Raw genomic sequence first — 20,614 nt, forward strand, 5'->3', positions numbered from 1 at the left:
CCGTATGATGCGGGGACAACGGTGTCCTGGCGGGGAGGGGTCATGATCGACGGGTTCCTGGCGCTTTACATCTTCATGCTGGCCGCTTTCACGGGGTACGAGATCATCGCCCGGGTGCCGGTGATTCTCCACACGCCCTTGATGTCCGGTTCGAATTTCATTCACGGCATTGTGCTGGTTGGCGCCATGATCGCGCTAGGGCATGCCCAGACGGCCTTTGAGGTCGCCATTGGTTTCCTGGGCGTACTACTGGGTGCCGGCAACGCGGCCGGAGGTTACGTGGTGACCGAGCGCATGCTGGAGATGTTCAAGTCCAGCAAGCCGGCTGCCGGCAAGGAGGCGAAGTGATGGGCTGGCTGCCGGTGGTGATCAGGGCCTGTTACTTCCTCGCTGCACTGCTTTTCATCCTCGGCCTCAAGCGCATGAGCTCGCCGCGCACCGCGCGGGGCGGCATCGTGTGGGCGGGCGTGGGCATGCTGGTGGCCGTGCTGGCCACCTTTGCCCTGCCGGACATGCACAACCGGGGGCTGATCCTGGCTGCCGTGCTGATCGGCGTGGCAGCCGCCTGGTGGTCGGGGCGCCGCGTGGCCATGACGGCGATGCCGCAGATGGTGGCCCTGTACAACGGCATGGGCGGCGGCGCGGCGGCGGCCATTGGTGCGGCCGAGCTGTTCAGTTATGCCGGCAGCGCGATAACCCTGCTCGACGGCGGACAGTTCACCGCCGACGGCGCCGCCACGCCGGGTGCGGCGCAGCTGGCGCTGGCCGTGCTGGGCGCGCTGATCGGCTCGGTGAGCTTTTCCGGCTCGCTGATCGCCTTCGCCAAGCTGCAGGGCTGGCTGGACCGGCGCTTCGTGTTTCCGGGCCAGCGCGTGCTGAACATGCTGGTCCTGGCCGGCGCGGCGATCCTTGGCGTGATGGTGGCGAGCGGCCAGCTGAGCATGCCGCTGATCATCGCGTTCTTCGTGCTGGCGCTGCTGTTCGGCCTGATGATGACCTTGCCGATCGGCGGCGCCGACATGCCGGTGGTGATCTCGCTGTACAACGCGTTCACCGGCCTGGCGGTGGCGTTCGAGGGCTTCGTGCTGCAGAACGAGGCGATGATCATCGCCGGCACCGTGGTCGGTGCGGCCGGTACCTTGCTGACCCAGCTGATGGCCAGGGCGATGAACCGTTCGATCGGCAATGTGCTGTTCGGCAGCTTCGGCGCCACGGGAGCCGCCGCGCAGTCCATCGAAGGCAGCCAGAAGCCGATCGAGGCCAGCGACGCCGCGGTGATGATGGCTTACGCCGAGCGCGTGGTGATCGTGCCGGGCTACGGCATGGCGGTGGCGCAGGCGCAGCACAAGGTGTGGGAATTCGCCAAGCTGCTGATCGAGCGCGGGGTCAAGGTGAAGTTCGCCATCCATCCCGTGGCAGGACGCATGCCCGGGCACATGAACGTGCTGCTGGCGGAGGCGGGCGTGCCTTATGACCTCATCGCCGACATGGACGACATCAACCCCGAGTTTCCCAACACCGACGTGGCCCTGGTGATCGGCGCCAACGACGTGGTCAACCCGCTGGCCAAGACCGATCCGGCCTCGCCGATCTACGGCATGCCGATCCTCGACGTGGCTGCCGCGAAGCATGTGATCGTGGTCAAGCGCGGCAAGGGGACCGGCTTCGCCGGCATCGAGAACGCGCTGTTCTACGCCGACAACGCGCGCATGCTGTACGGCGACGGCCAGGCCGCCGCGGGGCAGCTGGTGTCGGAACTGAAGTCGCTGGAGGTGTGAGCGGCCTGCTCAGCCGCCGGCGTCAGGCTGGCGGCTGGCGCGAAACGCGGTCAGCGCCGCCAGGCCCAGGCCGATGGCGTACCAGACGTTGTCGGCCGAGGTGTGGCCCAGGTCGGCCAGCTGCACCAGCAGGCCGACGCCGGCGGTATGCAGGGCGTCGATCAGGCCCATGCCCATCAGCCCGGCAATGCGGGCGGCGGCCATCAGCACGTTGACGTAGATCGCCGCCAGCAACATGGCCAGCGCGGCCAGCAAGGCCGCCTGCAGGCCGGGCGGGCGCACCCAGGCGCGCATCGCCTTGCCCAGCAGCCAGCCGGCCGGTATGGCGAGCCATGGCAGGGCTTGCTGCAGGTACAGCGTAGGCACCATCCAGACGGCACCGGCAGCCATGCCAAGCATGAGGGCGCTGACCAGGGCAAACAGAGACGAAAAGGCGACCCGTGGATTCATGGCCGGAAAAAACCAAGCAAGGCGGCGGACACGGGCTCTTCTCTGGCGTAAAACATCCATCATAGCGCGGCGCGGCCGCCCGGAGCCCGCCTGCGGCGCGCTGGCGGGCCCGTTCCCCCTTGAGATCAGCCCGCCCTGGCCTGATGTGTGCAGGCGAGCGCGGTGATCACGCGGCATAATGGTCAGCTTGGCGCGGCAGCTTGCCACGCCCATTGATGAGATTTGGCAGGATCGGCATGAGCGGTTTCAGTCTTAGCAGCGAACCCTTCACCCTGGAGCGCGACTGCCAGGCTGTCATGGTGCCGCAGGGAGAAACGGTGAGCCTGCCGGCCGGACAGATCGGCTACATCACCCAGGCGCTGGGCGGCAGCTTCACCGTCTACGTGGAAGGCAACCTGTTCCGCATCGCCGGCAATGACGCCGACGCACTGGGCAAGGAAACGCCGCCGCCGATCGAGCTGGCCGTGGACGCTTCGGACGCCGACGTCGAGAACCTGGTGTGGCAGCAGCTGCGCACCGTGTTCGATCCGGAGATCCCGATCAACGTGGTCGAGCTGGGCCTCGTCTACGACGTAAGCCTGGAGCAGCTCGCGCCGGATGCGCGCAAGGTCTACGTGAAGATGACGCTTACCGCGCCTGGCTGTGGCATGGGCGACATCCTGGTGGACGACGTGCGCACCAAGCTCGAACTCATTCCCACCGTGAGCGAGGCCGACGTGGACCTGGTGTTCGATCCGCCGTGGAACCACTCGATGATGTCCGACGCCGCCAAGCTTGAAACCGGCATGCTCTGACACGCCGCGCGCGGCGCCTGGGCGACATCACGACACCCGAAACGAAAGAGGCCCGGCGTTGCAACCGGGCCTGTGCGCGTGACGTGTCCGGCGATGCCTAGCCGTTCGCTTCCTCGAAGCGGTTGGCGTCACGGTTCTTGCGGACCTTGGCGGGGTCCCACACGCGGCCGTTCATGGTGATGTAGACGCCGTCGGGCAGCGTCTGCACGGCGGCCACGGCGCAGCCGACATTGAACACCGCATCCGAACCCTGGAAACGGGCCGGGTTGAGCGCGCCGGTGAGGACGATCACCTTGCCCTTGATGTGGGCCAGCTCTCGGGCGGTCTCGACCATGGTGTCGGTGCCGTGCGTGACCAGCACGTGGCGATGCGGCTGGGCCTCGATGGTGGAGCGCACCAGTGCGCGATCCTCGTCGGTCATGTGCAGGCTGTCCTTGCGCAGGATCGGAATCACATCGAACTGGAACGCCACGCCAAGCTGGCCCAGGATGTCGCCGATTTGCGGCGAGCCGATCTTGTAGTCCGACTTGTCGTCGAAATAGATCTTGTCGATGGTGCCGCCGGTAGTGACGATGGTCAGATGCTGCATGATCGGGTGTCGCCAGGGAGGGAGTGGCGGGCATTTTAGCCGCTGGCGCCGCCCCGTGCTCAGTGCGGCCCCAGCAGCAGGGCGGTATCGGTGGCGTCGACGTGGCCCAGCCGCGACAGCCCGTGCCCGACAAAGCGCCGCAAGGCCGCGCCCGCACGGGCACTGCCGCGCGGCGCCAGCCAGGTGTCGTGGCGCGCGAGCAGGGCCGCCGCCGCGCAACGCGCCAGCGTGATGGCCAGCCCGCGCGCGCCGGCTTCGAGCGCCTCGCGTTGTCCGGAGCGGGTGTCCAGATAGTTCGTGGCAGCCTCCATGGCGGCATGGATCTGCTGGCGGGCGTGGGCGTTGATGCTGTCGGCCAGCCAGCCGTTGATGGCGGTGCGCAGCGCGGCCACGCTGTCGCCCGCCAGGGCGCGCAGGCTGTCCAGCGACAACACGTTGGTGGTGCCTTCCCAGATCGCATAGACCTGCGCATCGCGCAGCAGCTGGGGCAGGCCGGTGTCCTCGATGTATCCCGCGCCACCGAAACATTCCAGCGCCTCGGAGCACAGCTTCACCGCCATCTTGCCCGTCCACAGCTTGGCCAGCGGCGTGAGCAGCCGCAGCAGGGCGGCTTCGTGCGCCTGCGCCGCGCCGTGTTCCACGCGGCCAAGCAGGTGCGCCACTTCGAAGGTGAGCGCAAAGGCCGCCTCGAACTCGGCCTGCATGTCGGCCAGGGTCTGCGCGTGCAGGGGCTGCTGGATCAGCGCCTTGCCGAAGGCCTGGCGGCGGGTCGCGTAGTCGCGCGCCAGGGTGATCGCGCGGGCCATGCTGGCGGTCGCACAGACAGCGTTCCAGGTACGCGTGATGTTGAGCATCGGCGCGACCTGGCGCACGCCGTTGGCGAGTTCGCCCAGCGGCCACGCGGGCAGGCCGTCGAGATGGATTTCCGCGGTGGGCAATTCATGCGTACCGAGCTTGTCCTTGAGCCGGTCGATGACCAGCTCGGGCCGGCGGCGCGGGCCGTCCATGGTTTCCACGTAGAACAGCGCAAGCGCGCCGGTGCCGGAACCGGCACCTTCCGGCCGCGCCAGGGCCAGCGCCACCTCGCCGACGACAGCCGAGCTGAACCACTTGCGCCCGTGCAATCGCCATTGCCCGGACGCATCCTGGCGCGCGACCGTTTCGGTCTGGCCGACGTCGGAGCCGCCGGTGTTCTCCGTCATCCACTGGCCGCTCAGCCAGAACGTGGACGCATCGCGACTGAGCAGGTGCGGTACGGCGCGCTCGATCAGCGCCTTGTTGCCCGATGCCTTCAGGGCCGTGGCCGCACCGTCGGTCATGGCCAGCGGGCAGGTATAGAACTCGCTGGGCACGTGATAGAGATAGACGCGCGCAAATTGTTCGAGCCGGGCGTGCTCGCTCGCTTCGTGGCCGGCGGCAAGCACCGCGTGCCGGGTGGTGACATGCGGACCGTCGCGCCAGGCGTCGGTCAGTTCGATGCGGTCGACACGTTCGCCCCAGGCGTTCCACTGCGTGAGCACCGGCTTGCGCCGCGTGGTGGCAGCGGCGCGTTGCCACGCCGTCAGTGCATGGTCGCCGAGTGCCTGCAGGTCGGCGTCGAGCGCGGCGCGGCGCGCTGGCGGCAGGGCGCGATCGAGCATGGCCCGCAGCAGCCGGTCTTCACGATACGGATGAGCGAGCTGCGGCGGATCTTGGAGGAATCCCATGGACGGCTCCCGGCGGATCGATGCCACCGAGTATAGGTGCCCGCAGCCGCTTTCAGCCGGGATGGATCGCGCCGACCTCGGCCGCCTTCAAGCGTTCGCCTGACGACGAGCGGGGTGTCACGGGGAACCTGTCACCTCGTCCTGGGGCAGCGCCGCTACGGCTTGCGGAAGCTGAGGATGAAGCGGTCGGTCTGGCCGCGCAGCGACGCATCGCGGATGCCCAGCGTGTGGTTGTCCGCCGGATTTCGCAGCACATCGCTTTCGCCCGCGAAGACAAAGCCGGCGCCGGTGACTTCTGCCTTCACCGCCGCCGGGTCGATGCGATGCAGGTCATCGGTCCGCGAGGTGCCGCTGCCCGGGGCCGCCGCATGGTCGAGCACGACCAGCACGCCACCGGGTTTGAGTGCGTCGAACAGGGCGCGGTCGAGGCGGGTCATGTCCGGCTTGCCCATGAAGGGATCGTGCAGGTCGTGATAGTTCTGCGAGGTCCAGATCATGTCGACCTTGGCGGGAATCGCCAGCGTCGTCACCGGCTGCACCAGCACCACGACATTCGGATAGGCGGCCGTGCCCGCGAAACTCTTCAGGCTTTGCAGGCCCTTTGGCGCGATCTTGTCCATCTCCTCCGGCTGCAACGCATAGACCTTGCCGGAAGGGCCGACGATCTTGCTGAGGATGCGCGTGTAGTAGCCGGAGCCCGGCATCAGGTCGACCACGGTGTCGCCGGGCTTGATGCCGGTGAAGACCATGACGTCGGCGGGTTTGCGATGTTCGTCCTGCGCGCGGTCGGAGTCGGGTCTTGCGGCATCGCTGATGGCGGCGGCGATGTAGGACGGTGACGCTGCCGGCGCCGGCGCGGAAACCGTAGCGGCAAGGACCAGCGTGGCGAACAGCAGGCAGAGCCTCATGGCGTGATCTCCGGTGAGCGGAAGCCGTATCGACGCCACCGGCACGGCAGCGTCAGTTGACGTAGTTGAGTGCTATCGCGGGCGTGATGGAAGAGGACGTGCCATGGCCGCCGAGGATCACCCGTGCGCCGAGCAACACGCCCACGTTCGGCGTCCAGCTGTATTCCACGGCGGGGGCGAAACCGTAGGCCTGGCTTGAACCGGAGTTCTGGCGCACGGCGACCGGCGACGTTCCGTCGGTGCCCGTCGTGGTGTGGCCAGTCACCGTGGTGTTGTCGTTGTGGTTGAAGAGGAGGTCGAGCGCGAGTACCCAGCGCTTGGTCACGCTGTATTCCAGCGAGGTATCGACCGACACGGTGTTGCCCGGTCGCGCGTTGCCGCGGAAGTTGTTGTCGGTGCCATAGACGCTCGCGCCATGCACATTCACGCGACTGGAGAACCCCGCCGAGATATTCACGCGCACGCGCAGGATGCGTCCGTTGGGCAGCCAGAAGTAAGTCTGCGAATTGATGCCGATCGAAGTCGTATAGGCGCCGTTGCCCATGCCGTCGGCCGGGCGATCGTCCAGATGGTCGTAGGTCCCGGTGGGCAGGGTTTCCTGCAGCTGGATCGAGATGGTGGGCACCCAGCTGCCTTCATGGAAGCGGGTGAGCCGGTATTGCGCCTGCAGCGTGGTGTCGGCGACCTGCACGCCGCTGCTGTCCGGGCCACCGCTGACGCGGGTGTAGCCGAACGCGGGAATCGCGCCGACGGTGAAGCGGTCGGCGAGCCCGTAGAGCAGGTAGGTGCGCGAACCGAAGCTGTCCGAATGCTCGGAAATGATGTCGTACAGATAGGGCTCGGCCAGCACGTGTCCCTGCGGCAGGGTCTCGGCCGAATTGGCCAGCATCGGGCCCGTCCACCAGGCATTGTCGCGGGACTGCAGGCCGCCGGCGGGCTCCGCGTCGGCCCGTGCGGGTGACGGGGCGGCCATCCAGGCCAGCAGGCAGATCAGGCACGCGCCGGGCAGGCGGAAGCGCCTGGCCGCACGCCGGATCTGTCCCTGCACGGATGCTTGTTCGCGCCTGTCCATGGGGTGCAAGCTATGCCGCCAAGTGGTTTTCTTAAATAGCCACTTTGATGCGATCTGGTATGACCACTTTGGAGGTGCCGCGATGAAGCGCATCCACGCCGGTTTCCTGCCCCCGATGGCGGTGGACCCTGGCAGCGGCTCGCCGATGTACCAGCAGCTGTCGGACTGGTTTCGCCAGGCCATCATCGGCGGCCAGTTGCGCCCCGGCCAGCGCGTGCCGTCCACGCGCAGCCTCGCCAGCGAGCTGAAGATCTCGCGCATCCCTGTCCTCGGTGCCTACGAGCAACTGCAGGCCGAGGGTTACCTGGAAACCTTCGAAGGAGCCGGCACCTGCGTCGCCCGGGCCATCTGGGACGATCCGGCGACGGCCGCCGGTGCGAGGCGACCGCGCACGCCGCCGCAACCGACGGCTGGGGATGCGCCGCGTCGGTTGTCCCGCCGCGCGGCGCAGATGCGCGCACCGGAGCAGACCTGGCTGGGCAACATGGGCGCCTTCCGCGTGGGCCTGCCCGCACTCGACCAGTTTCCGATGGCGATCTGGTCGAAACTGGTGGGCAGGCACGCCCGCCATCTGCCGCTCGAGGCCATGACCTATGGCGATCCGATGGGCCATCTGCCCCTGCGCGAAGCGATTGCCGAATACCTGGGCACCATGCGGGCCGTGCGCTGCGATGCTTCGCAGGTCGTGGTGACCACCGGCGCGCAACAGGCGCTGCAGATCTGCGCGCATGTGCTGCTCGACGCCGGCGACCGCGTGTGGATGGAGGAGCCCGGCTATCCCGGCGCGCACCAGGCGCTGAGGACGGCCGGCGCGCGGATGATCCCGGTACCGGTGGACCACGACGGCATCGACGTGGCCGAAGGCGAGCGACGCGGGCGCGGTGCGCGCGCCGTCTACATCACGCCCTCGCACCAGTTTCCGCTGGGCGTGACGATGAGCGCGGCGCGGCGCATGCAGGTGCTGGACTGGGCCGCCCGCAACGGCGCCTGGATCATCGAGGACGACTACGACAGCGAGTACCGCTTCGGCGGACGTCCGCTCGCCTCGTTGCAGGGCGCGGACACCAGCGCACGGGTGATCTACCTGGGCACCTTCAGCAAGGTGATGTTTCCGGCCTTGCGGCTGGGCTACATGGTGGTGCCCAGGGACCTGGTTGCGGACTTCTGCGCCGCGCGCGATGCGATGGACACGTTTTCTTCCACGCTCTACCAGATGGTGATGACGGACTTCATGCGCGAGGGGCATTTCGCGCGGCATATCCGCCGCATGCGCATGCTCTACATGGAACGGCGTGCGGCGGCGCGCGAGGCGATCGACCACTGCCTCGGCGACCGCTTCGAAGTGATCGGCGCCGAGGCCGGCATGCAGCTGGCAGGCCTGTTGCCGGTCGGCGTGGATGACGTGGCCGTGTCGCGCCGGGCCGCGCTCGAAGGCGTATCCGTGCGCCCCCTGTCGCTGTGCCATCTGCAGCCGCCGGTTCGCGGTGGCCTCATCCTTGGTTACAGCGGTGCCGGCGTGGAGGAGATCCACGCCGCCATGCGCAAGCTCAGTCGCTGCTTCTGAGCTTCAGCTGCGCGGCTTGCGCTTGACGCTTGCGCCGAGGGTGCCGATCAGCGTGAGCGTCAGCGCGATCTCGATCAGCGCAAGCACGCGCTCGTCGGGCGAGCTCCAGGCTTCGGCGATGCCATGGCAGAAATAGAACAGGCTGAGGATGCCGACCCACAGCAGGGCGCGGCGCACATCGCGGATGGCCAGCAGGGGTAGCAGCAGCGGGACCACGGTGAGGGCCAGTGCGACGGCGACGGGAAAGACCTGCGCGGGGAACAGCCAGCCGTGCCAGAGCACTTGCAGGGCGGTCAATGCCGCCCAGCTGGCGAGACCGACGCGATACGACGTGGCGATGGGCGCCGCATTCATGCCTGGCCGCCCAGGCGGCGGGCAACGTCGGCCAGGCGGCGGCCCAGTGCGCGGGCGAGTTCGCGTTCGTGCTCGGTGATGCTGTTCTCGCCCTTGGGGCCAGTCACGTGGCTGGCGCCGTAGGGCGTGCCGCCGCTTTGCGTGGCGGTGAGCGCGGGCTCGGTATAGGGCAGGCCGACGATCAGCATGCCGTGGTGGAGCAGGGGCAGCGCCATCGTCAGCAGGGTGGACTCCTGCCCGCCGTGCATCGTGCTGGTCGCGGTGAACAAGGCGGCCGGCTTGCCGGCCAGTGCGCCGCTGGCCCACTCGGCGCCTGTCGAATCGAGGAAGTACTTGAGCGGCGCGGCCATGTTGCCGAAGCGCGTGGGACTGCCCAGCGCCAGCCCGACGCAGTCGGTCAGGTCCTGTCGCGTGACATAGGGCGCGCCTTCCTCGGGCTCCGGCGGCTGGGCCACTTCGGTCACCGGTGCCACCGGCGGCACCTGGCGCAGGCGGGCGCGCATGCCGCTGATTTCCTCCACCCCGCGCGCGACCAGGCGCGCGAGCTGGGCGGTGTGGCCGGAGCGGCTGTAGTAGAGGACCAGGATGTCTTGGCTCATGGTTTGGGCGCAGGCGAGTGATCGGTTAGTGTACCGGCCGAGGACGCCCAAGTTGCCCGATTGTTCACGCCTTGCCAATGCGACCGGGCCAACCATGGGGCATCTTCGATGCCTGACGCCGAGGAAGGAGCCACCATGGCCTTGCGATTCGATCGCGATCGCGCGCGAAGTTTCAGCCACTTCCTGTGGTTGCGATTCATCGACGACAAGTGCTTCGAAACGGCCGGCGCGCTGTCCTACACGACGCTGGTATCGCTGGTCCCGCTGATCGTTGCCTCGCTGGCGATCTTTGCAGCGTTTCCGGCCTTTGCCGCCGCGCGCACCACGCTGATCGAATTCGTCTTCAGTAATTTCGTGCCGGCGGCGGGCGAGAAAGTTCAGCAGTACCTCAACGGTTTTGCCGACAACGCCAGCAAGCTGACCGGCCTCAGCATCATCGTGATGTTCTTCAGCGCGCTGTCGATGATGGTGAGCATCGAGGATCGCCTCAATCGCATCTGGCGCGTGCGCCGCCAGCGCGGCTGGGGTTCCCGCCTGCTGCTGTACTGGGCGGCACTCACGCTGGGGCCCGTGCTGATCGTTGGCGGGCTGGCGCTGTCGTCGTATGTCACCGCGGTGCCCTTGCTGCAGGATGCGTCGGTCCAGCTTGGCCTGCGCCAGCGCCTGATCGGCACGCTGCCGTTCCTGGTGACGTTCCTGACCCTGGTCCTGATGTACGTGGTGGTGCCCAATCGCAAGGTGATCTGGACTGACGCCGCGCTCGGTGCGCTGCTCGGCGCCGTGCTGTTCGAAATCGCGCGCTGGGGCTTCTCGCGTTTCGTTCACCACGCGCAGACCTATCAGCAGGTCTACGGGGCCGCGCTGGCGGCGATACCGATCTTCCTGCTGTGGATCTATCTCTCGTGGGTCATCGTGATTCTTTGCGCTTCGGTGGCCGCCTCGCTATCGGCCTTCGACTACCAGCCGCCGTCGACGTGTCTGTCCGAGGACGCCGCCTTCCTTGGCCTGCTGGTGGTGCTGCGCCATTTCATCGATGCACACCGGCGGGGTGGCAGGGTGGATCCCGAGGAGGTGCGGATCAGCGACCCGTATCTGCCCAGTGGCGCCATCGCGGGCTATTTCGAGGACCTGCAGCGCGCCGATGTGATCCGGCGCGTCGAAGGCGGCGGCTGGCTGCTGAGCCGCAGCCTGGACAGTACCGACCTGCTGCGCGTGTATGCTCATAGTTCCCATCGCCTGCCGCTGCGCCCGGCGGAGGAAGCCCGGACGCAGGGCATCCGGCTGCCGGCGGAGTTGATCGCGCTGCTCGACATCGCTGCGCAATCTATCGATGCCACGCTGGGTACCCGGCTCAATGCGGTTTACCCGCCGGCACCGCCGGCCACTGAAGAATCGAAGGACATCCAACCATGACATTGTTGAAGTCGCTTGCCGCCCTGGGCATGGCCGTGGCATTTGCCGTGCCGGCGCAGGCGGCCATGCCCGAACAGCCATCGATCAAGGTGACCACCATCGACGGCAAGAGCTTCGACCTGGCCGCGCAGCGCGGGCACTGGGTGATCGTCAATTACTGGGCGACGTGGTGCGTGCCATGCATCAAGGAAATGCCGGACATTTCGAAGTTCGTCAGCGACCACAAGGACAAGGTGGCCGCCATCGGCCTGGCCTATGAAGACAGCGACAAGGCCGACATCCAGGCCTTCGTGGCCAAGCACCCGGTGAGTTATCCGATCGCCCAGGTCACGCTCGACCAGCCGCTGAAGGATTTCGACGAGCCGCGCGGCCTGCCGACCACGTGGCTGATCGGTCCGGACGGCAAGGTGGCCAAGCGTTTCGTGGGCCCGGTGACCGAGGCCTCCCTCGGTCAGGCCATCGGGCTCGGCAAGTAGGCCATGGCCGCGCGGCGCTTCCTCGTCAGCGGCAAGGTGCAGGGCGTGTTCTACCGGGCCAGCGCCCGCGAACAGGCCCTGGCGCTGGGCCTGGCGGGGTACGCGAAAAACCTGCCCGATGGCCGCGTGGAAGTGGTGGCTACCGGCTCGGGTTCCGCGCTGGACGCGCTCGAGCAATGGCTGTGGCGTGGCCCGGCCTCCGCCCGCGTCGATGATGTGACCAGCGAAGCGTGCGAGCCCCCGGGGGGGCGCGGGTTCCGCACCAGCTAGGCGATCTTTCGATGCGCGCGTGGAGGCATCGCCGATCGTGGACCCCGCGCGGATGCCGCTACGGCAGCACGGTCGGCAGGCCGCCCTTCACGCGCGATCGACCTCGACCACACATGCCAGGGCCAGAATGGCCTGTCGATTCCGCGGCCGCCCACTCGTCGTCTGGATGGGAGGTCCGCCCCGGAGTTCCCGCAGCCATCCACCCGCCGATCGGCGCCATCGCCGAGGAGAGCCTGCATGTCTTCCCGCTTCCAGCGCATCACGCCATTCCTGTGGTTCGATCACCAGGCCGAAGAGGCCGTCGACTTCTACGTCTCGGTGTTCGAGAACTCGCGCATCACCGCGACGACCCGCTTCAATGCCGAGAGTGCCGCCGCCTCCGGTTGCCCGGAAGGCTCGGTGATGACCATCGGCTTCGACCTGGACGGCCAGTCGTTCGCGGCGCTCAACGGCGGGCCGGTGTTCCGCTTCAACGAGGCCGTGTCGCTGGTGGTCAACTGCCATTCGCAGGACGAGGTGGACTACTACTGGGACAGGCTGACCCAGGGCGGCGACGCGAAGGCCCAGCAGTGTGGCTGGCTGAAGGACCGCTACGGCCTGTCATGGCAGGTCGTACCGACGGAACTGATCGACATGCTCACCCATCCCGATCCGCTCAAGGTCGGCAAGGCCACCGGCGCGCTGATGCAGATGAAGAAGATCGACCTCGACGCGTTGCGGCGGGCGATGGCCTAGCCCGCCGGCGGCCGGCGATCATTCGTCGCAGGTATCGGGCACCCACAGCGCCTTGCTGGTGACGTGCTCGTCCTTGGGCTTGCCCTTGAGCCTGGGCAGCTTCACTTCGGGAATGGTTTCGTCGTGGCGCGGGATCTGTTGCAGCAGGTGCCGGATCAGGTTGACGCGTCCGCGCTTCTGTTCGTTGAAGTCGACCACGAACCACGGTGCGTGCGTGCGATGCGTGCGCTCGATCATGGCGTCGCGCAGCTGTCCCATCTCGGCATACTTGTGGCGCGAGGCCAGGTCGTTGGGCGAGAGCTTCCAGCGTTTCAACGGGTCCGTGGCACGTTCCTGGAAGCGCTTTTCCTGCATGTCCTGGTCCACCGCCAGCCAGTACTTGATCAGGATCAGGCCGTCGTCGGTCAGCAGCTTCTCGAACACCGGCACGGCGGCCATGAAGGCCTTGTACTGGGCCTTGGTGCAAAAGCCCATGGCCGGTTCGACCACGGCGCGGTTGTACCAGCTGCGATCGAACAGCACGATCTGGCCGGCGCTGGGCAGGTGATCGACGTAGCGCTGGAAATACCACTGCGTGGATTCGGTCGCGCTGGGCTTGTCGAGTGCGGCGATCCGATAGCCGCGCGTATCCATCGACTCGGTGATGGCCTTGATGGTGCCGCCCTTGCCGGCGGCATCACGTCCTTCCAGGATCACCGCAACCCGATGGCCGCTGCCTTGCAGCCATCGGTGCAGGCCGGCCAGTTCCAGTTGAAGTTCTTCCATCGCACGACGGTAGGACTTTTCCTTCTTGGCCATGTGCTCGCTCCCGCGGCTACAGATCCAGGTCGGCAGGCTTGCGTCCGATACGATAGCGCGCGCTCATGGCCTGCAGGGCGCGGCGGAAATCGGCGGCATAACCCTTCATGTCGAACAGCGAGCTTTGCGTGCGCTGCTGCGCCAGGTGATGCTGCAGCGTCGAGAGCGCCTCGCGGTCGTTGCCCAGCTGCGTCGCCATGGCGATGAACGACTCCTCGTCGTCGCAGGCCAGCTCGGGCAGGCCAAGCTCGTGGAGCAGGCTGGTGGCCACGCGACCGGCAAAGGTGCGGCCCGTGCAGGTGAGTACCGGGCAGCCGGCCCACAGGGCGTCGGACGCGGTGGTGTGCGCGTTGTACGGCAACGTGTCCAGGAACAAGTCCACGTGGCGGTAGCGCGACAGGTACTCCGCATGCGGCAGGCGGGGCAGGAACACCAGGCGCTCGGCTGCCAGGCCGGCGGCCACGGCGGCGGCGCGCAGGCGCTCGTCGGCGCCGTCCGGTCCGCTCAGCAGCCACAGCACGCTGTCCGGCGTCTGTTGCAGGATCAGCATCAGGCGCGCGAACGAGGCCGGGTTGATCTTGTAGCTGTTGTTGAAGCAGGCGAATACCGTGCCGCTTTCCGGCAGGCCGCACGCGGCCCGCGAGGGCGGCTCGGCCACCACGCGGGTCGGGTCGTTGGGCTGGTAGCAGCGCGGCAGGCGCAGCAGCTTTTCGGTGACATGGGCGCGCATGGCGTCGGGCAAGACTTGCTTGTCCGCCAGCAGGTAGTCCATCCACGGTGCGCCGCTGGTGCCGGGATAGGCCAGCCAGTTCACCTGCACCGGCGCGGGACGCAGCGCGAACAGCTCGCCATTGTCCCGGCCCGAGTAACCGTTGAGGTCGAACAGCAGTTCGATGCCGGTGTCGTGGATGCGCTGGGCAAGCTGTGCGTTGTTGAGCCCGGCGACGTCGTGCAGCGTGGTGGCTGCCGCCAGTCGACGGCGGATGGGGCCGCCATCATCCGCGGTAGTGGCGAACAGATGAAGTTCCAGGTCGTTGCCCGCGAGGGCCTCGAGCATGGCCACCATCAGCAGGCCGGTGGCGTGCTCATTGAAACCGTCGGCGACAAAGCCCACGCGGATCGGCGCATCCGGGGCCGGCTTGGCGTGGGTGAAGGCAAGTTGCCTGCGCAGCGGCGCGGCTTGCCGGTCGATCGATTCGGCATAGGTGCTGGCGCATTGCTGCTGCAAGGCCGCGTCGACGTCTTCGGCGAGCATGGCAAAGGGGCTGACGACGGCCTGTCCCGTGGATACCGCATGCTGCAGGCGGGCGCTGAGCGCGTCGAGCTCGCGCCAGTCGCACAGCCGGCGGCGGACGAACAGCAGCTGGCCCAGGGCGGGACCGTCGTTCGGGTTGAGTTTCAGCGCGCGCGCAAACGCCTCCGCGGCGGCCGCGAGCTGGCCGGCGTCCTCGAGCGCCTGGCCGGCGCCAAAGGCGTATTGCGGGTTCTGCGGCGCCAGGCGTTCGGCTTGCGCCCAGGCTTCGGCCGCCTCGAGCGGCTTGGCCTGCTCCTGCAGCAGGTTGGCGCGCAGGGCGTAGGCAGCGTCGAATTTCGGGTGCAGCTGCAAGGCTTCGTCGATATGGGTGAAGGCCAGCTCCGGGTGGCCCAGTTCGCGTTCGGCCGCGGCCAGGTTGAGGCGCAGGGCCGGATGGGCCGGCGCGCCGTGCGTGGCCATCGCATAGGACTCGCGTGCGTGCTGGAAGCGCGCCGCCGCCATCAGGGCATTGCCGAGGCCGAGCAGGATCGCCGGGTGCCCCGGCGTCACCCGCAATGCCGCGCGCAAGCGTTCGATCGCCGTATCGGCATCGCCCCGGGCCAGCTCGATGCTGGCCAGGTTGCATTGCACCTCGACGCTTTGCGGGGCGATCGTCGCGGCGTGCTCGAGCGCCACATGGGCGTCATCGGGGCGCTGCAGCTGCAAGAGCGCGATGCCGTGCAGGCGCGCCAGTTCGGCGTCGTCGGGAAACTGCCGGCGCGCCTGGCCGGCGGCCTGTTCGGCGGCACCAAAGAGGCCGCGCTCCAGCTGGGCAACGATCTGCTGCGCCAGCGACTCGGAAGAGGAGGAAAAAAGATCGGTCATCCGCCAAAACTAGCGCAGGGCGCGATGGCTGCCAATCGGTGATTGCATTTCGCCGGCGCCTTGCACGAACCGCCCGCCGCTGTCTAGCCGGCCGTGAGCGCCTTCAGTTCGTCCGCCTGGTTTTCGCGGGTGAGCGTGTCGACCAGTTCGTCGAGATCGCCCTGCAGCACTTCGGGCAGCCGGTACAGCGTGAGATTCACGCGATGGTCGGTAATGCGGCCCTGCGGAAAATTGTAGGTGCGGATGCGCTGGCTGCGGTCCCCCGAGCCCACCTGCAGTCGACGCGATTCCGCCTGCACCGCGGCCTGCCGGCTGCGTTCATCGTCCAGCAACCGGGCCTTGAGCAGGCTCAGCGCGCGGGCGCGATTCTTGTGCTGGCTGCGCTCGTCCTGGCACTCGACCACGATGCCGGTGGGCAGATGGGTGATGCGGATGGCCGAGTCGGTCTTGTTGACGTGCTGGCCGCCCGCGCCGGAGGCACGGAAGGTATCGGTCCTGAGGTCGGCGGGGTTGATCTCGATGTCGTCGATCTCGTCCATCTCGGGGAGGATCGCCACCGTTGCCGCCGAGGTATGGATGCGCCCCTGCGATTCCGTTTCCGGCACGCGCTGCACGCGGTGCGTGCCCGATTCGAACTTCAGCCGCGAATACGCGCCCTTGCCTTCGATGCGGGCCACGACTTCCTTGTAGCCGCCATGCTCGCCCGGGCTTTCGCTGAGTATTTCCACGTGCCAGCGACGGCGCTCGGCGTAGCGCGTGTACATGCGGAACAGGTCGCCGGCAAAGATGGCCGCCTCGTCGCCGCCGGTGCCGGCGCGCACTTCCAGGAACAGGTTGGCCTCGTCGCGCGGGTCCTTGGGCAGCAGCAGGATCTGCAGCTCGCCATCGAGCGCGACGAGGCGCGCTTCGAGCCGCGCGATGTCGTCCTGCGCCATGGCGCGCATTTCGGGGTCGTCGAGCATGGCCCGCGTGTCGGCCAGTTCGCGCTCGGCCACGTCGCGCTCGCGCAGCGAGGCGGCCAGTGGCTCCAGCTGCGCGTACTCGCGCGACAGGTCGCGGAAGCGGTGGTTGTCGGCCAGCACGTCGGGCTGTGCCAGCAGCAGGCCGATTTCCTCATGGCGCTCGGCGAGGGATTCGAGCTTGCGGCGGATCGAGGGGGTCATGCGGGGGCGCCTTCAGTGGTGTGGCAGACAGGACGGGGCACCGGACGGGGCCGGCCGAACAGGGCCAGGCCCGCTACTCGTCCCGCGTCTGCAACTCGCCCGTTTCGTCCAGGCCGTAGAGGCGGCCGGCCGCGTGCAACAGGTCCATGTCGCCGCTGAGCGCCGCTTCGCGCAGGCGGGCGCTGGGGTGGTGCAGCAACTTGTTGGTCAGCGTGTTGGCCAGGAAGGCCAGCGCCTCGTCCGGCGACTTGCCGCGGGCGAGCATGGCGCGCGCCTTCTCCAGCACTTCGTCGCGATAGACCTCGGCGTGCTGGCGCATGTCCAGCGCCGGATTGCGCACGGTGAGCGCCCGGCGCCAGGCCATGTAACGGTCCACCTGCAGGTCGATGATGGCGTCGGCCTCGCGCGCTGCGGCCTCGCGCGAGCGGCGGTTGTCGTCGATGACCTGGCGCAGGTCGTCGATGCCGTAGAGGAACACGTCGTCCAGGTCGCCGACCGAAGGCTCGATGTCGCGCGGCACGGCGATGTCGACCAGGAACATCGGCTTGCGCCGGCGCGTGACGATGGCCTTCTCGACCATGGCGTGCGTCACCACCGGCTGGCGGGCCGCGGTGGAGCTGATGACGATGTCGGCATCGGCCAGGTGCTGCGGGAGATCGGCCAGCGAAATCGCATAGCCGCCGTGGCGACTGGCCAGTTCCTGCGCGTTTTCCAGCGTGCGGTTGGCCACGATCAGGCGGCGCACCTGCTTGTCGACCAGGTGGCGCGCGGCCAGTTCGATGGTGTCGCCGGCGCCGATCAACAGCACGCAGGCCTCGCGCAGGTCGGCGAAGACCTGCTCGGCCAGGCGTACGGCCGTGAACGCCACCGAGACGGTGTGGGCGCCGATACGGGTATCGGTACGCACGCGCTTGGCCACGGCAAACGTGTGCTGCAGCAGGCGCTCCATCGGCGCACGCAAGGCCTGCGCATCGCGCGCCTGCTGGTAGGCGTCCTTCACCTGGCCCAGGATCTGCGGCTCGCCCAGCACCATCGAGTCGAGGCCGGTGGCGACGCGGAACATGTGGCGCACGGCAGCGTCTTCATCGTGCCGATACAGGAACTCCTCGAGCCTGCCCGCAGTCAGTTGGTGATGACGGCTGAGCCATGCCTGGGGGACGCTCTCTGCCCCTGCCGCAACGCTCACATAAAGTTCGGTACGGTTGCAGGTGGACAGGATCAGCGCTTCCTCGACGCCAGGTTCACGGGCGAGCGCCTGCAGGGCGGCCGCAGTGGCCTCCGCATCGAATGCCACTTGCTCGCGCAGGGTGACCGGCGCGGTGAGGTGATTGAGCCCTAGGGCGATCAGCGTCATGGTGTGGGGCAAGTCGAGGCAGGAAGCATCCGGCAGCGTAAACTAGGGTTTAGCACAGGCCGTTCTACAGTGGCGGCGGCCGACACAGACGGATGAGCGGAGAATAGTGTGCTGAGCAGGTGGTCCAAGTTCAAGCAATTGCGTCATTTTGCGGTCAGCGGGATGGTGCTGCTGGCACTGGCCGGATGCGCCACGGTACCGGGGAGCGCCCCGCGCGGGGCAGCCGCATCCAGCCAGCCGTTGGACCATATCGTCGTCGCCACGCCCGACGAAAGCCATGACCTGGTCGCCCAGCTGCTGGGTGGCGAGATGGCGCTTACCCACACTGATCTCAAGACCGCGTCGACGTATTACAGCCGCGCCATGATGCTTTCGGACGATCCGCGCGTGGCCGAGCAGGCTGCCGCCGTGGCCATGGCCGTGCGCGACGTGCCGGCCGCGCAGGCCGCCATCGTCCGCTGGCAGTCGCTGGGCGCGAAGCCCGCGCCGCTGGCCCAGGCGCGTGCCCAGCTGGCGCTGAGCCAGGGCGACACCGACGAGGCGCGCCGCCAGTTGGTGCTGCTGGTGGGCACCGGTGACCCGGACGCCTGGCGCCAGTTCGGCCGCGTGCTGCTGGGCAGTCGCGATGCGGCCCAGGCTGCCCAGCTGCTGGAAGCCGTGGCCACGCCGCAACGCTTGCCGGCCGATCCGCAGGCCTGGCTGGCGATGAGCGAGCTTGGCGACAAGCTGGGCCGCCATGCGTATGCGCAGCAGATCGCGGAGGGCGCGGTGAAGCGTTTCGGCACCGCCGAGACGTATGCCTGGCAGGCCCAGATGAAATTCCACGACGGCGACAAGGCGGGAGCCAAGGCGCTGTTCGACAAGGCGCTGGCCAAGTCGCCAAAGAACACGCGGCTGCGCCTGGCCTACGCGACCCTGCTGGGCCAGAGCGGTGACTACGCCGGCGCCGCGCGGATGCTCGACAACGGTCCGCAGGACGCCGATACCTACGCGCTGCGGGCTGCCCTGGCTGCGCGCAACAACGACACCAAGGCGCTGACGCGCCTGTACGGCCAGTTGCAGCGTTCGTCGCCGGACGTGCGTGACAGCAGCGCCTACCTGCTGGGCCAGCTCGCCGAAATGCTCGACCGCAAGGAAGAGGCCCTGAAGTGGTACGACGCCGTACCCGACGAGGATGAGCACGCCTTCGACGCCGACCTGCGTAGCGCCGTGCTGCTGCAGGACCTGGGTCGCAGCGCCGAGGCCCACCAGCGGCTGGCGCAGATGCAGACCGACTACCTCGACCAGCCGGCCTTGCTGCGCCGGGCCTACGAAGTGGACGCCGAGCTGTACATGAACGGGCAGCAATACGCGCTGGCCGAGCACGCCTTCAGTCGTGCGCTGCAGGTGGTGCCCGACGACCCGGCCCTGCTGTACGGCCGCGGCCTCGCCTATGCGGAAGAGGGTCAGGTGGATCGCGCCGTGAACGACCTGCGTCGCCTGCTGGAACTCAAGCCCGACGACACCGATGCCAGCAATGCGCTCGGCTACACGCTCGCCGACGCCAACCGGGATCTTGCCGAAGCCCAGCGCCTGATCGAGGCCGCCCGTGCGGCGCGGCCGGACGACCCGGCCATTCAGGATTCCTGGGGCTGGCTGCAGTACCGCCTGGGCCATCTGGACCAGGCCGAGAAAACCCTGCGTGGCGCCTGGGCGGTGCACAAGGACGCCGACGTGGGCGTGCACCTGGGCGAAGTGCTGTGGAAGCAGGGGCGCCCGGAAGACGCGCGGCGCGTGTTCGATGAAGTGCGTAAGATCGACCCGCAGAGCATCAGCCTCCACAACACTCTCAAGCGCCTCAATCCATGAAGCTCCCCGTTCGACTCCTCGCGGCAGCCTTGCCGCTGCTGCTGGCCGCGTGCGCGCCTGCCGTGCGTCCCGCGCCGCCCAAGGCCGACCTGTCCGTCCTGCTTGATCAGCAGCGCGCCCGCGAACACGCGCTGGCCCGCGCCGACCATTGGGTACTGCAGGGCAAGATCGGCGTCTCCAACGGCAAGGACGGTGGCAGCGGCACGCTGACCTGGACCCAGGACGGCGAGAGCTACGAATTCGTGGTGCGCGGCCCGGTCGGCAGCAAGAGTTTCCGCCTGCACGTGACACCGGAAGGCGCCGTGCTGGAAGGCCTGGATGGCGGCCCGCTGCGCAGCCCCGATGCCGAGTCGCTGGTGCAGAAGGCGCTGGGCTGGCACGTGCCGTTGCGCGACCTGCGCGCCTGGGTGCTGGGCCTGCGCGCCGACAGCGGTCCGGCCGAGCTGAGCTTCGGCGCCGACGGCCTGCCGTCGCAGCTGACCCAGGACGGCTGGAACGTCGCCTACCCGGGATGGGACGCCCAGCGCCAGCCGGCCGTGCCGACCAAGGTCTTTGCCGAGAATCCGCCGTACAAAGTGAAGCTGTCGGTGGAATCGTGGAGCTTCCAGTAGCCGGGTGGTGTTT

The 20,614-nt window shown here is 68.0% G+C and carries 21 protein-coding genes; 10 read left to right on the top strand and 11 right to left on the bottom strand.

Features of this window, described 5'->3' with window-relative positions; genetic code table 11:
- The first annotated feature begins 42 nt into the window (after positions 1-42).
- Both ACXU4B_RS14085 and ACXU4B_RS14090 read left to right on the top strand, forming a co-directional pair.
- Positions 43-348, top strand: a complete 306-nt coding sequence (locus tag ACXU4B_RS14085) for an NAD(P) transhydrogenase subunit alpha part 2 (protein WP_131411472.1) — start codon at positions 43-45, stop codon at positions 346-348.
- Complete coding sequence (locus ACXU4B_RS14090; protein WP_131411470.1) at positions 348-1,778, top strand: NAD(P)(+) transhydrogenase (Re/Si-specific) subunit beta; 1,431 nt, start codon at positions 348-350, stop codon at positions 1,776-1,778. The genes ACXU4B_RS14085 and ACXU4B_RS14090 overlap by 1 nt, the downstream gene beginning before the upstream one ends.
- Before the next feature lie 9 nt (positions 1,779-1,787).
- On the opposite strand, the gene ACXU4B_RS14095 is transcribed toward ACXU4B_RS14090, so the two are convergent.
- A complete protein-coding gene (locus ACXU4B_RS14095; protein WP_131411468.1) occupies positions 1,788-2,228 on the bottom strand; it encodes a hypothetical protein in 441 nt (146 codons plus the stop codon).
- Between the two features lie 236 nt (positions 2,229-2,464).
- On the opposite strand from ACXU4B_RS14095, the gene sufT reads away from it, so the two are divergent.
- Complete coding sequence (gene sufT / locus ACXU4B_RS14100; RefSeq protein ID WP_131411466.1) at positions 2,465-3,022, top strand: putative Fe-S cluster assembly protein SufT; 558 nt, start codon at positions 2,465-2,467, stop codon at positions 3,020-3,022.
- Positions 3,023-3,119: 97 nt separating this feature from the next.
- Here the strand turns inward: sufT and ACXU4B_RS14105 are convergent, their stop codons facing one another.
- The 4 genes from ACXU4B_RS14105 to ACXU4B_RS14120 all read right to left on the bottom strand — a co-directional run bounded on the left by ACXU4B_RS14105 (position 3,120) and on the right by ACXU4B_RS14120 (position 7,273).
- Positions 3,120-3,611 carry an asparaginase domain-containing protein gene (locus ACXU4B_RS14105; protein ID WP_131411464.1) on the bottom strand — a complete coding sequence of 164 codons (492 nt, stop codon included), beginning with the start codon at positions 3,609-3,611 and terminating at the stop codon, positions 3,120-3,122.
- Positions 3,612-3,670: 59 nt separating this feature from the next.
- Positions 3,671-5,317: an acyl-CoA dehydrogenase family protein gene (locus ACXU4B_RS14110; RefSeq protein WP_131411462.1), complete on the bottom strand. Its 1,647-nt coding sequence runs from the start codon at positions 5,315-5,317 to the stop codon at positions 3,671-3,673.
- A 155-nt stretch (positions 5,318-5,472) separates the two neighbouring features.
- Entirely contained in the window at positions 5,473-6,225 is a 753-nt protein-coding gene (locus ACXU4B_RS14115) for a class I SAM-dependent methyltransferase (protein WP_131411460.1), read from the bottom strand.
- Positions 6,226-6,277: 52 nt separating this feature from the next.
- Positions 6,278-7,273 carry a transporter gene (locus ACXU4B_RS14120; protein ID WP_240734130.1) on the bottom strand — a complete coding sequence of 332 codons (996 nt, stop codon included), beginning with the start codon at positions 7,271-7,273 and terminating at the stop codon, positions 6,278-6,280.
- Between the two features lie 106 nt (positions 7,274-7,379).
- Between ACXU4B_RS14120 and pdxR the strand changes: the two genes are divergently transcribed.
- Complete coding sequence (pdxR, locus tag ACXU4B_RS14125) at positions 7,380-8,861, top strand: MocR-like pyridoxine biosynthesis transcription factor PdxR (protein ID WP_131411458.1); 1,482 nt, start codon at positions 7,380-7,382, stop codon at positions 8,859-8,861.
- 3 nt (positions 8,862-8,864) lie between these two features.
- On the opposite strand, the gene ACXU4B_RS14130 is transcribed toward pdxR, so the two are convergent.
- Complete coding sequence (locus tag ACXU4B_RS14130) at positions 8,865-9,215, bottom strand: DUF2069 domain-containing protein (protein ID WP_131411456.1); 351 nt, start codon at positions 9,213-9,215, stop codon at positions 8,865-8,867.
- Positions 9,212-9,814, bottom strand: a complete 603-nt coding sequence (wrbA, locus tag ACXU4B_RS14135; protein WP_131411454.1) for an NAD(P)H:quinone oxidoreductase — start codon at positions 9,812-9,814, stop codon at positions 9,212-9,214. The genes ACXU4B_RS14130 and wrbA overlap by 4 nt, the downstream gene beginning before the upstream one ends.
- Before the next feature lie 135 nt (positions 9,815-9,949).
- Here wrbA and ACXU4B_RS14140 point away from each other — a divergent pair, with 135 nt between their 5' ends.
- The 4 genes from ACXU4B_RS14140 to ACXU4B_RS14155 all read left to right on the top strand — a co-directional run bounded on the left by ACXU4B_RS14140 (position 9,950) and on the right by ACXU4B_RS14155 (position 12,708).
- Positions 9,950-11,227 (top strand): YihY family inner membrane protein, encoded by a 1,278-nt coding sequence (locus ACXU4B_RS14140; RefSeq protein WP_131411452.1) that lies wholly within the window; start codon positions 9,950-9,952, stop codon positions 11,225-11,227.
- Positions 11,224-11,703, top strand: coding sequence for a TlpA family protein disulfide reductase (locus ACXU4B_RS14145; protein WP_131411450.1), 480 nt, complete (start codon positions 11,224-11,226; stop codon positions 11,701-11,703). The genes ACXU4B_RS14140 and ACXU4B_RS14145 overlap by 4 nt, the downstream gene beginning before the upstream one ends.
- A gap of 3 nt (positions 11,704-11,706) precedes the next feature.
- Positions 11,707-11,973, top strand: coding sequence for an acylphosphatase (locus tag ACXU4B_RS14150; RefSeq protein ID WP_131411448.1), 267 nt, complete (start codon positions 11,707-11,709; stop codon positions 11,971-11,973).
- Positions 11,974-12,210: 237 nt separating this feature from the next.
- Positions 12,211-12,708 carry a VOC family protein gene (locus ACXU4B_RS14155; RefSeq protein ID WP_131411446.1) on the top strand — a complete coding sequence of 166 codons (498 nt, stop codon included), beginning with the start codon at positions 12,211-12,213 and terminating at the stop codon, positions 12,706-12,708.
- 18 nt (positions 12,709-12,726) lie between these two features.
- Here the strand turns inward: ACXU4B_RS14155 and ppk2 are convergent, their stop codons facing one another.
- The 4 genes from ppk2 to hemA all read right to left on the bottom strand — a co-directional run bounded on the left by ppk2 (position 12,727) and on the right by hemA (position 18,142).
- Positions 12,727-13,506, bottom strand: coding sequence for a polyphosphate kinase 2 (ppk2, locus tag ACXU4B_RS14160; RefSeq protein ID WP_131411444.1), 780 nt, complete (start codon positions 13,504-13,506; stop codon positions 12,727-12,729).
- A gap of 16 nt (positions 13,507-13,522) precedes the next feature.
- Entirely contained in the window at positions 13,523-15,625 is a 2,103-nt protein-coding gene (locus ACXU4B_RS14165) for an O-linked N-acetylglucosamine transferase, SPINDLY family protein (protein WP_131411442.1), read from the bottom strand.
- 83 nt (positions 15,626-15,708) lie between these two features.
- On the bottom strand, positions 15,709-16,788 hold the full coding sequence (prfA, locus tag ACXU4B_RS14170; protein WP_131411440.1) for a peptide chain release factor 1: 1,080 nt from the start codon (positions 16,786-16,788) through the stop codon (positions 15,709-15,711).
- Between the two features lie 73 nt (positions 16,789-16,861).
- Positions 16,862-18,142 carry a glutamyl-tRNA reductase gene (gene hemA / locus ACXU4B_RS14175; RefSeq protein ID WP_131411438.1) on the bottom strand — a complete coding sequence of 427 codons (1,281 nt, stop codon included), beginning with the start codon at positions 18,140-18,142 and terminating at the stop codon, positions 16,862-16,864.
- 162 nt (positions 18,143-18,304) lie between these two features.
- Here hemA and ACXU4B_RS14180 point away from each other — a divergent pair, with 162 nt between their 5' ends.
- A complete protein-coding gene (locus ACXU4B_RS14180; RefSeq protein WP_131412812.1) occupies positions 18,305-19,990 on the top strand; it encodes a tetratricopeptide repeat protein in 1,686 nt (561 codons plus the stop codon).
- Positions 19,987-20,601 carry a lipoprotein insertase outer membrane protein LolB gene (gene lolB, locus ACXU4B_RS14185; protein WP_131411436.1) on the top strand — a complete coding sequence of 205 codons (615 nt, stop codon included), beginning with the start codon at positions 19,987-19,989 and terminating at the stop codon, positions 20,599-20,601. Before ACXU4B_RS14180 ends, lolB begins: the two co-directional genes overlap by 4 nt.
- Positions 20,602-20,614 lie beyond the last annotated feature (13 nt).

The sequence above is a fragment of the Dyella soli genome, from assembly GCF_054482295.1.

Bases quoted from the DNA above. Each gene is read 5' to 3' on its own strand.
- ACXU4B_RS14155 (WP_131411446.1), top strand. From the start codon at position 12,211: ATGTCTTCCCGCTTCCAGCGCATCACGCCATTCCTGTGGTTCGATCAC.
- ACXU4B_RS14105 (WP_131411464.1), bottom strand. From the start codon at position 3,611: ATGCAGCATCTGACCATCGTCACTACCGGCGGCACCATCGACAAGATC.
- ppk2 (WP_131411444.1), bottom strand. From the start codon at position 13,506: ATGGCCAAGAAGGAAAAGTCCTACCGTCGTGCGATGGAAGAACTTCAA.
- sufT (WP_131411466.1), top strand. From the start codon at position 2,465: ATGAGCGGTTTCAGTCTTAGCAGCGAACCCTTCACCCTGGAGCGCGAC.
- lolB (WP_131411436.1), top strand. From the start codon at position 19,987: ATGAAGCTCCCCGTTCGACTCCTCGCGGCAGCCTTGCCGCTGCTGCTG.
- ACXU4B_RS14140 (WP_131411452.1), top strand. From the start codon at position 9,950: ATGGCCTTGCGATTCGATCGCGATCGCGCGCGAAGTTTCAGCCACTTC.
- hemA (WP_131411438.1), bottom strand. From the start codon at position 18,142: ATGACGCTGATCGCCCTAGGGCTCAATCACCTCACCGCGCCGGTCACC.
- ACXU4B_RS14180 (WP_131412812.1), top strand. From the start codon at position 18,305: ATGGTGCTGCTGGCACTGGCCGGATGCGCCACGGTACCGGGGAGCGCC.
- ACXU4B_RS14095 (WP_131411468.1), bottom strand. From the start codon at position 2,228: ATGAATCCACGGGTCGCCTTTTCGTCTCTGTTTGCCCTGGTCAGCGCC.
- prfA (WP_131411440.1), bottom strand. From the start codon at position 16,788: ATGACCCCCTCGATCCGCCGCAAGCTCGAATCCCTCGCCGAGCGCCAT.
- ACXU4B_RS14150 (WP_131411448.1), top strand. From the start codon at position 11,707: ATGGCCGCGCGGCGCTTCCTCGTCAGCGGCAAGGTGCAGGGCGTGTTC.
- ACXU4B_RS14090 (WP_131411470.1), top strand. From the start codon at position 348: ATGGGCTGGCTGCCGGTGGTGATCAGGGCCTGTTACTTCCTCGCTGCA.
- ACXU4B_RS14085 (WP_131411472.1), top strand. From the start codon at position 43: ATGATCGACGGGTTCCTGGCGCTTTACATCTTCATGCTGGCCGCTTTC.
- pdxR (WP_131411458.1), top strand. From the start codon at position 7,380: ATGAAGCGCATCCACGCCGGTTTCCTGCCCCCGATGGCGGTGGACCCT.
- ACXU4B_RS14130 (WP_131411456.1), bottom strand. From the start codon at position 9,215: ATGAATGCGGCGCCCATCGCCACGTCGTATCGCGTCGGTCTCGCCAGC.
- ACXU4B_RS14115 (WP_131411460.1), bottom strand. From the start codon at position 6,225: ATGAGGCTCTGCCTGCTGTTCGCCACGCTGGTCCTTGCCGCTACGGTT.
- wrbA (WP_131411454.1), bottom strand. From the start codon at position 9,814: ATGAGCCAAGACATCCTGGTCCTCTACTACAGCCGCTCCGGCCACACC.
- ACXU4B_RS14165 (WP_131411442.1), bottom strand. From the start codon at position 15,625: ATGACCGATCTTTTTTCCTCCTCTTCCGAGTCGCTGGCGCAGCAGATC.
- ACXU4B_RS14145 (WP_131411450.1), top strand. From the start codon at position 11,224: ATGACATTGTTGAAGTCGCTTGCCGCCCTGGGCATGGCCGTGGCATTT.
- ACXU4B_RS14110 (WP_131411462.1), bottom strand. From the start codon at position 5,317: ATGGGATTCCTCCAAGATCCGCCGCAGCTCGCTCATCCGTATCGTGAA.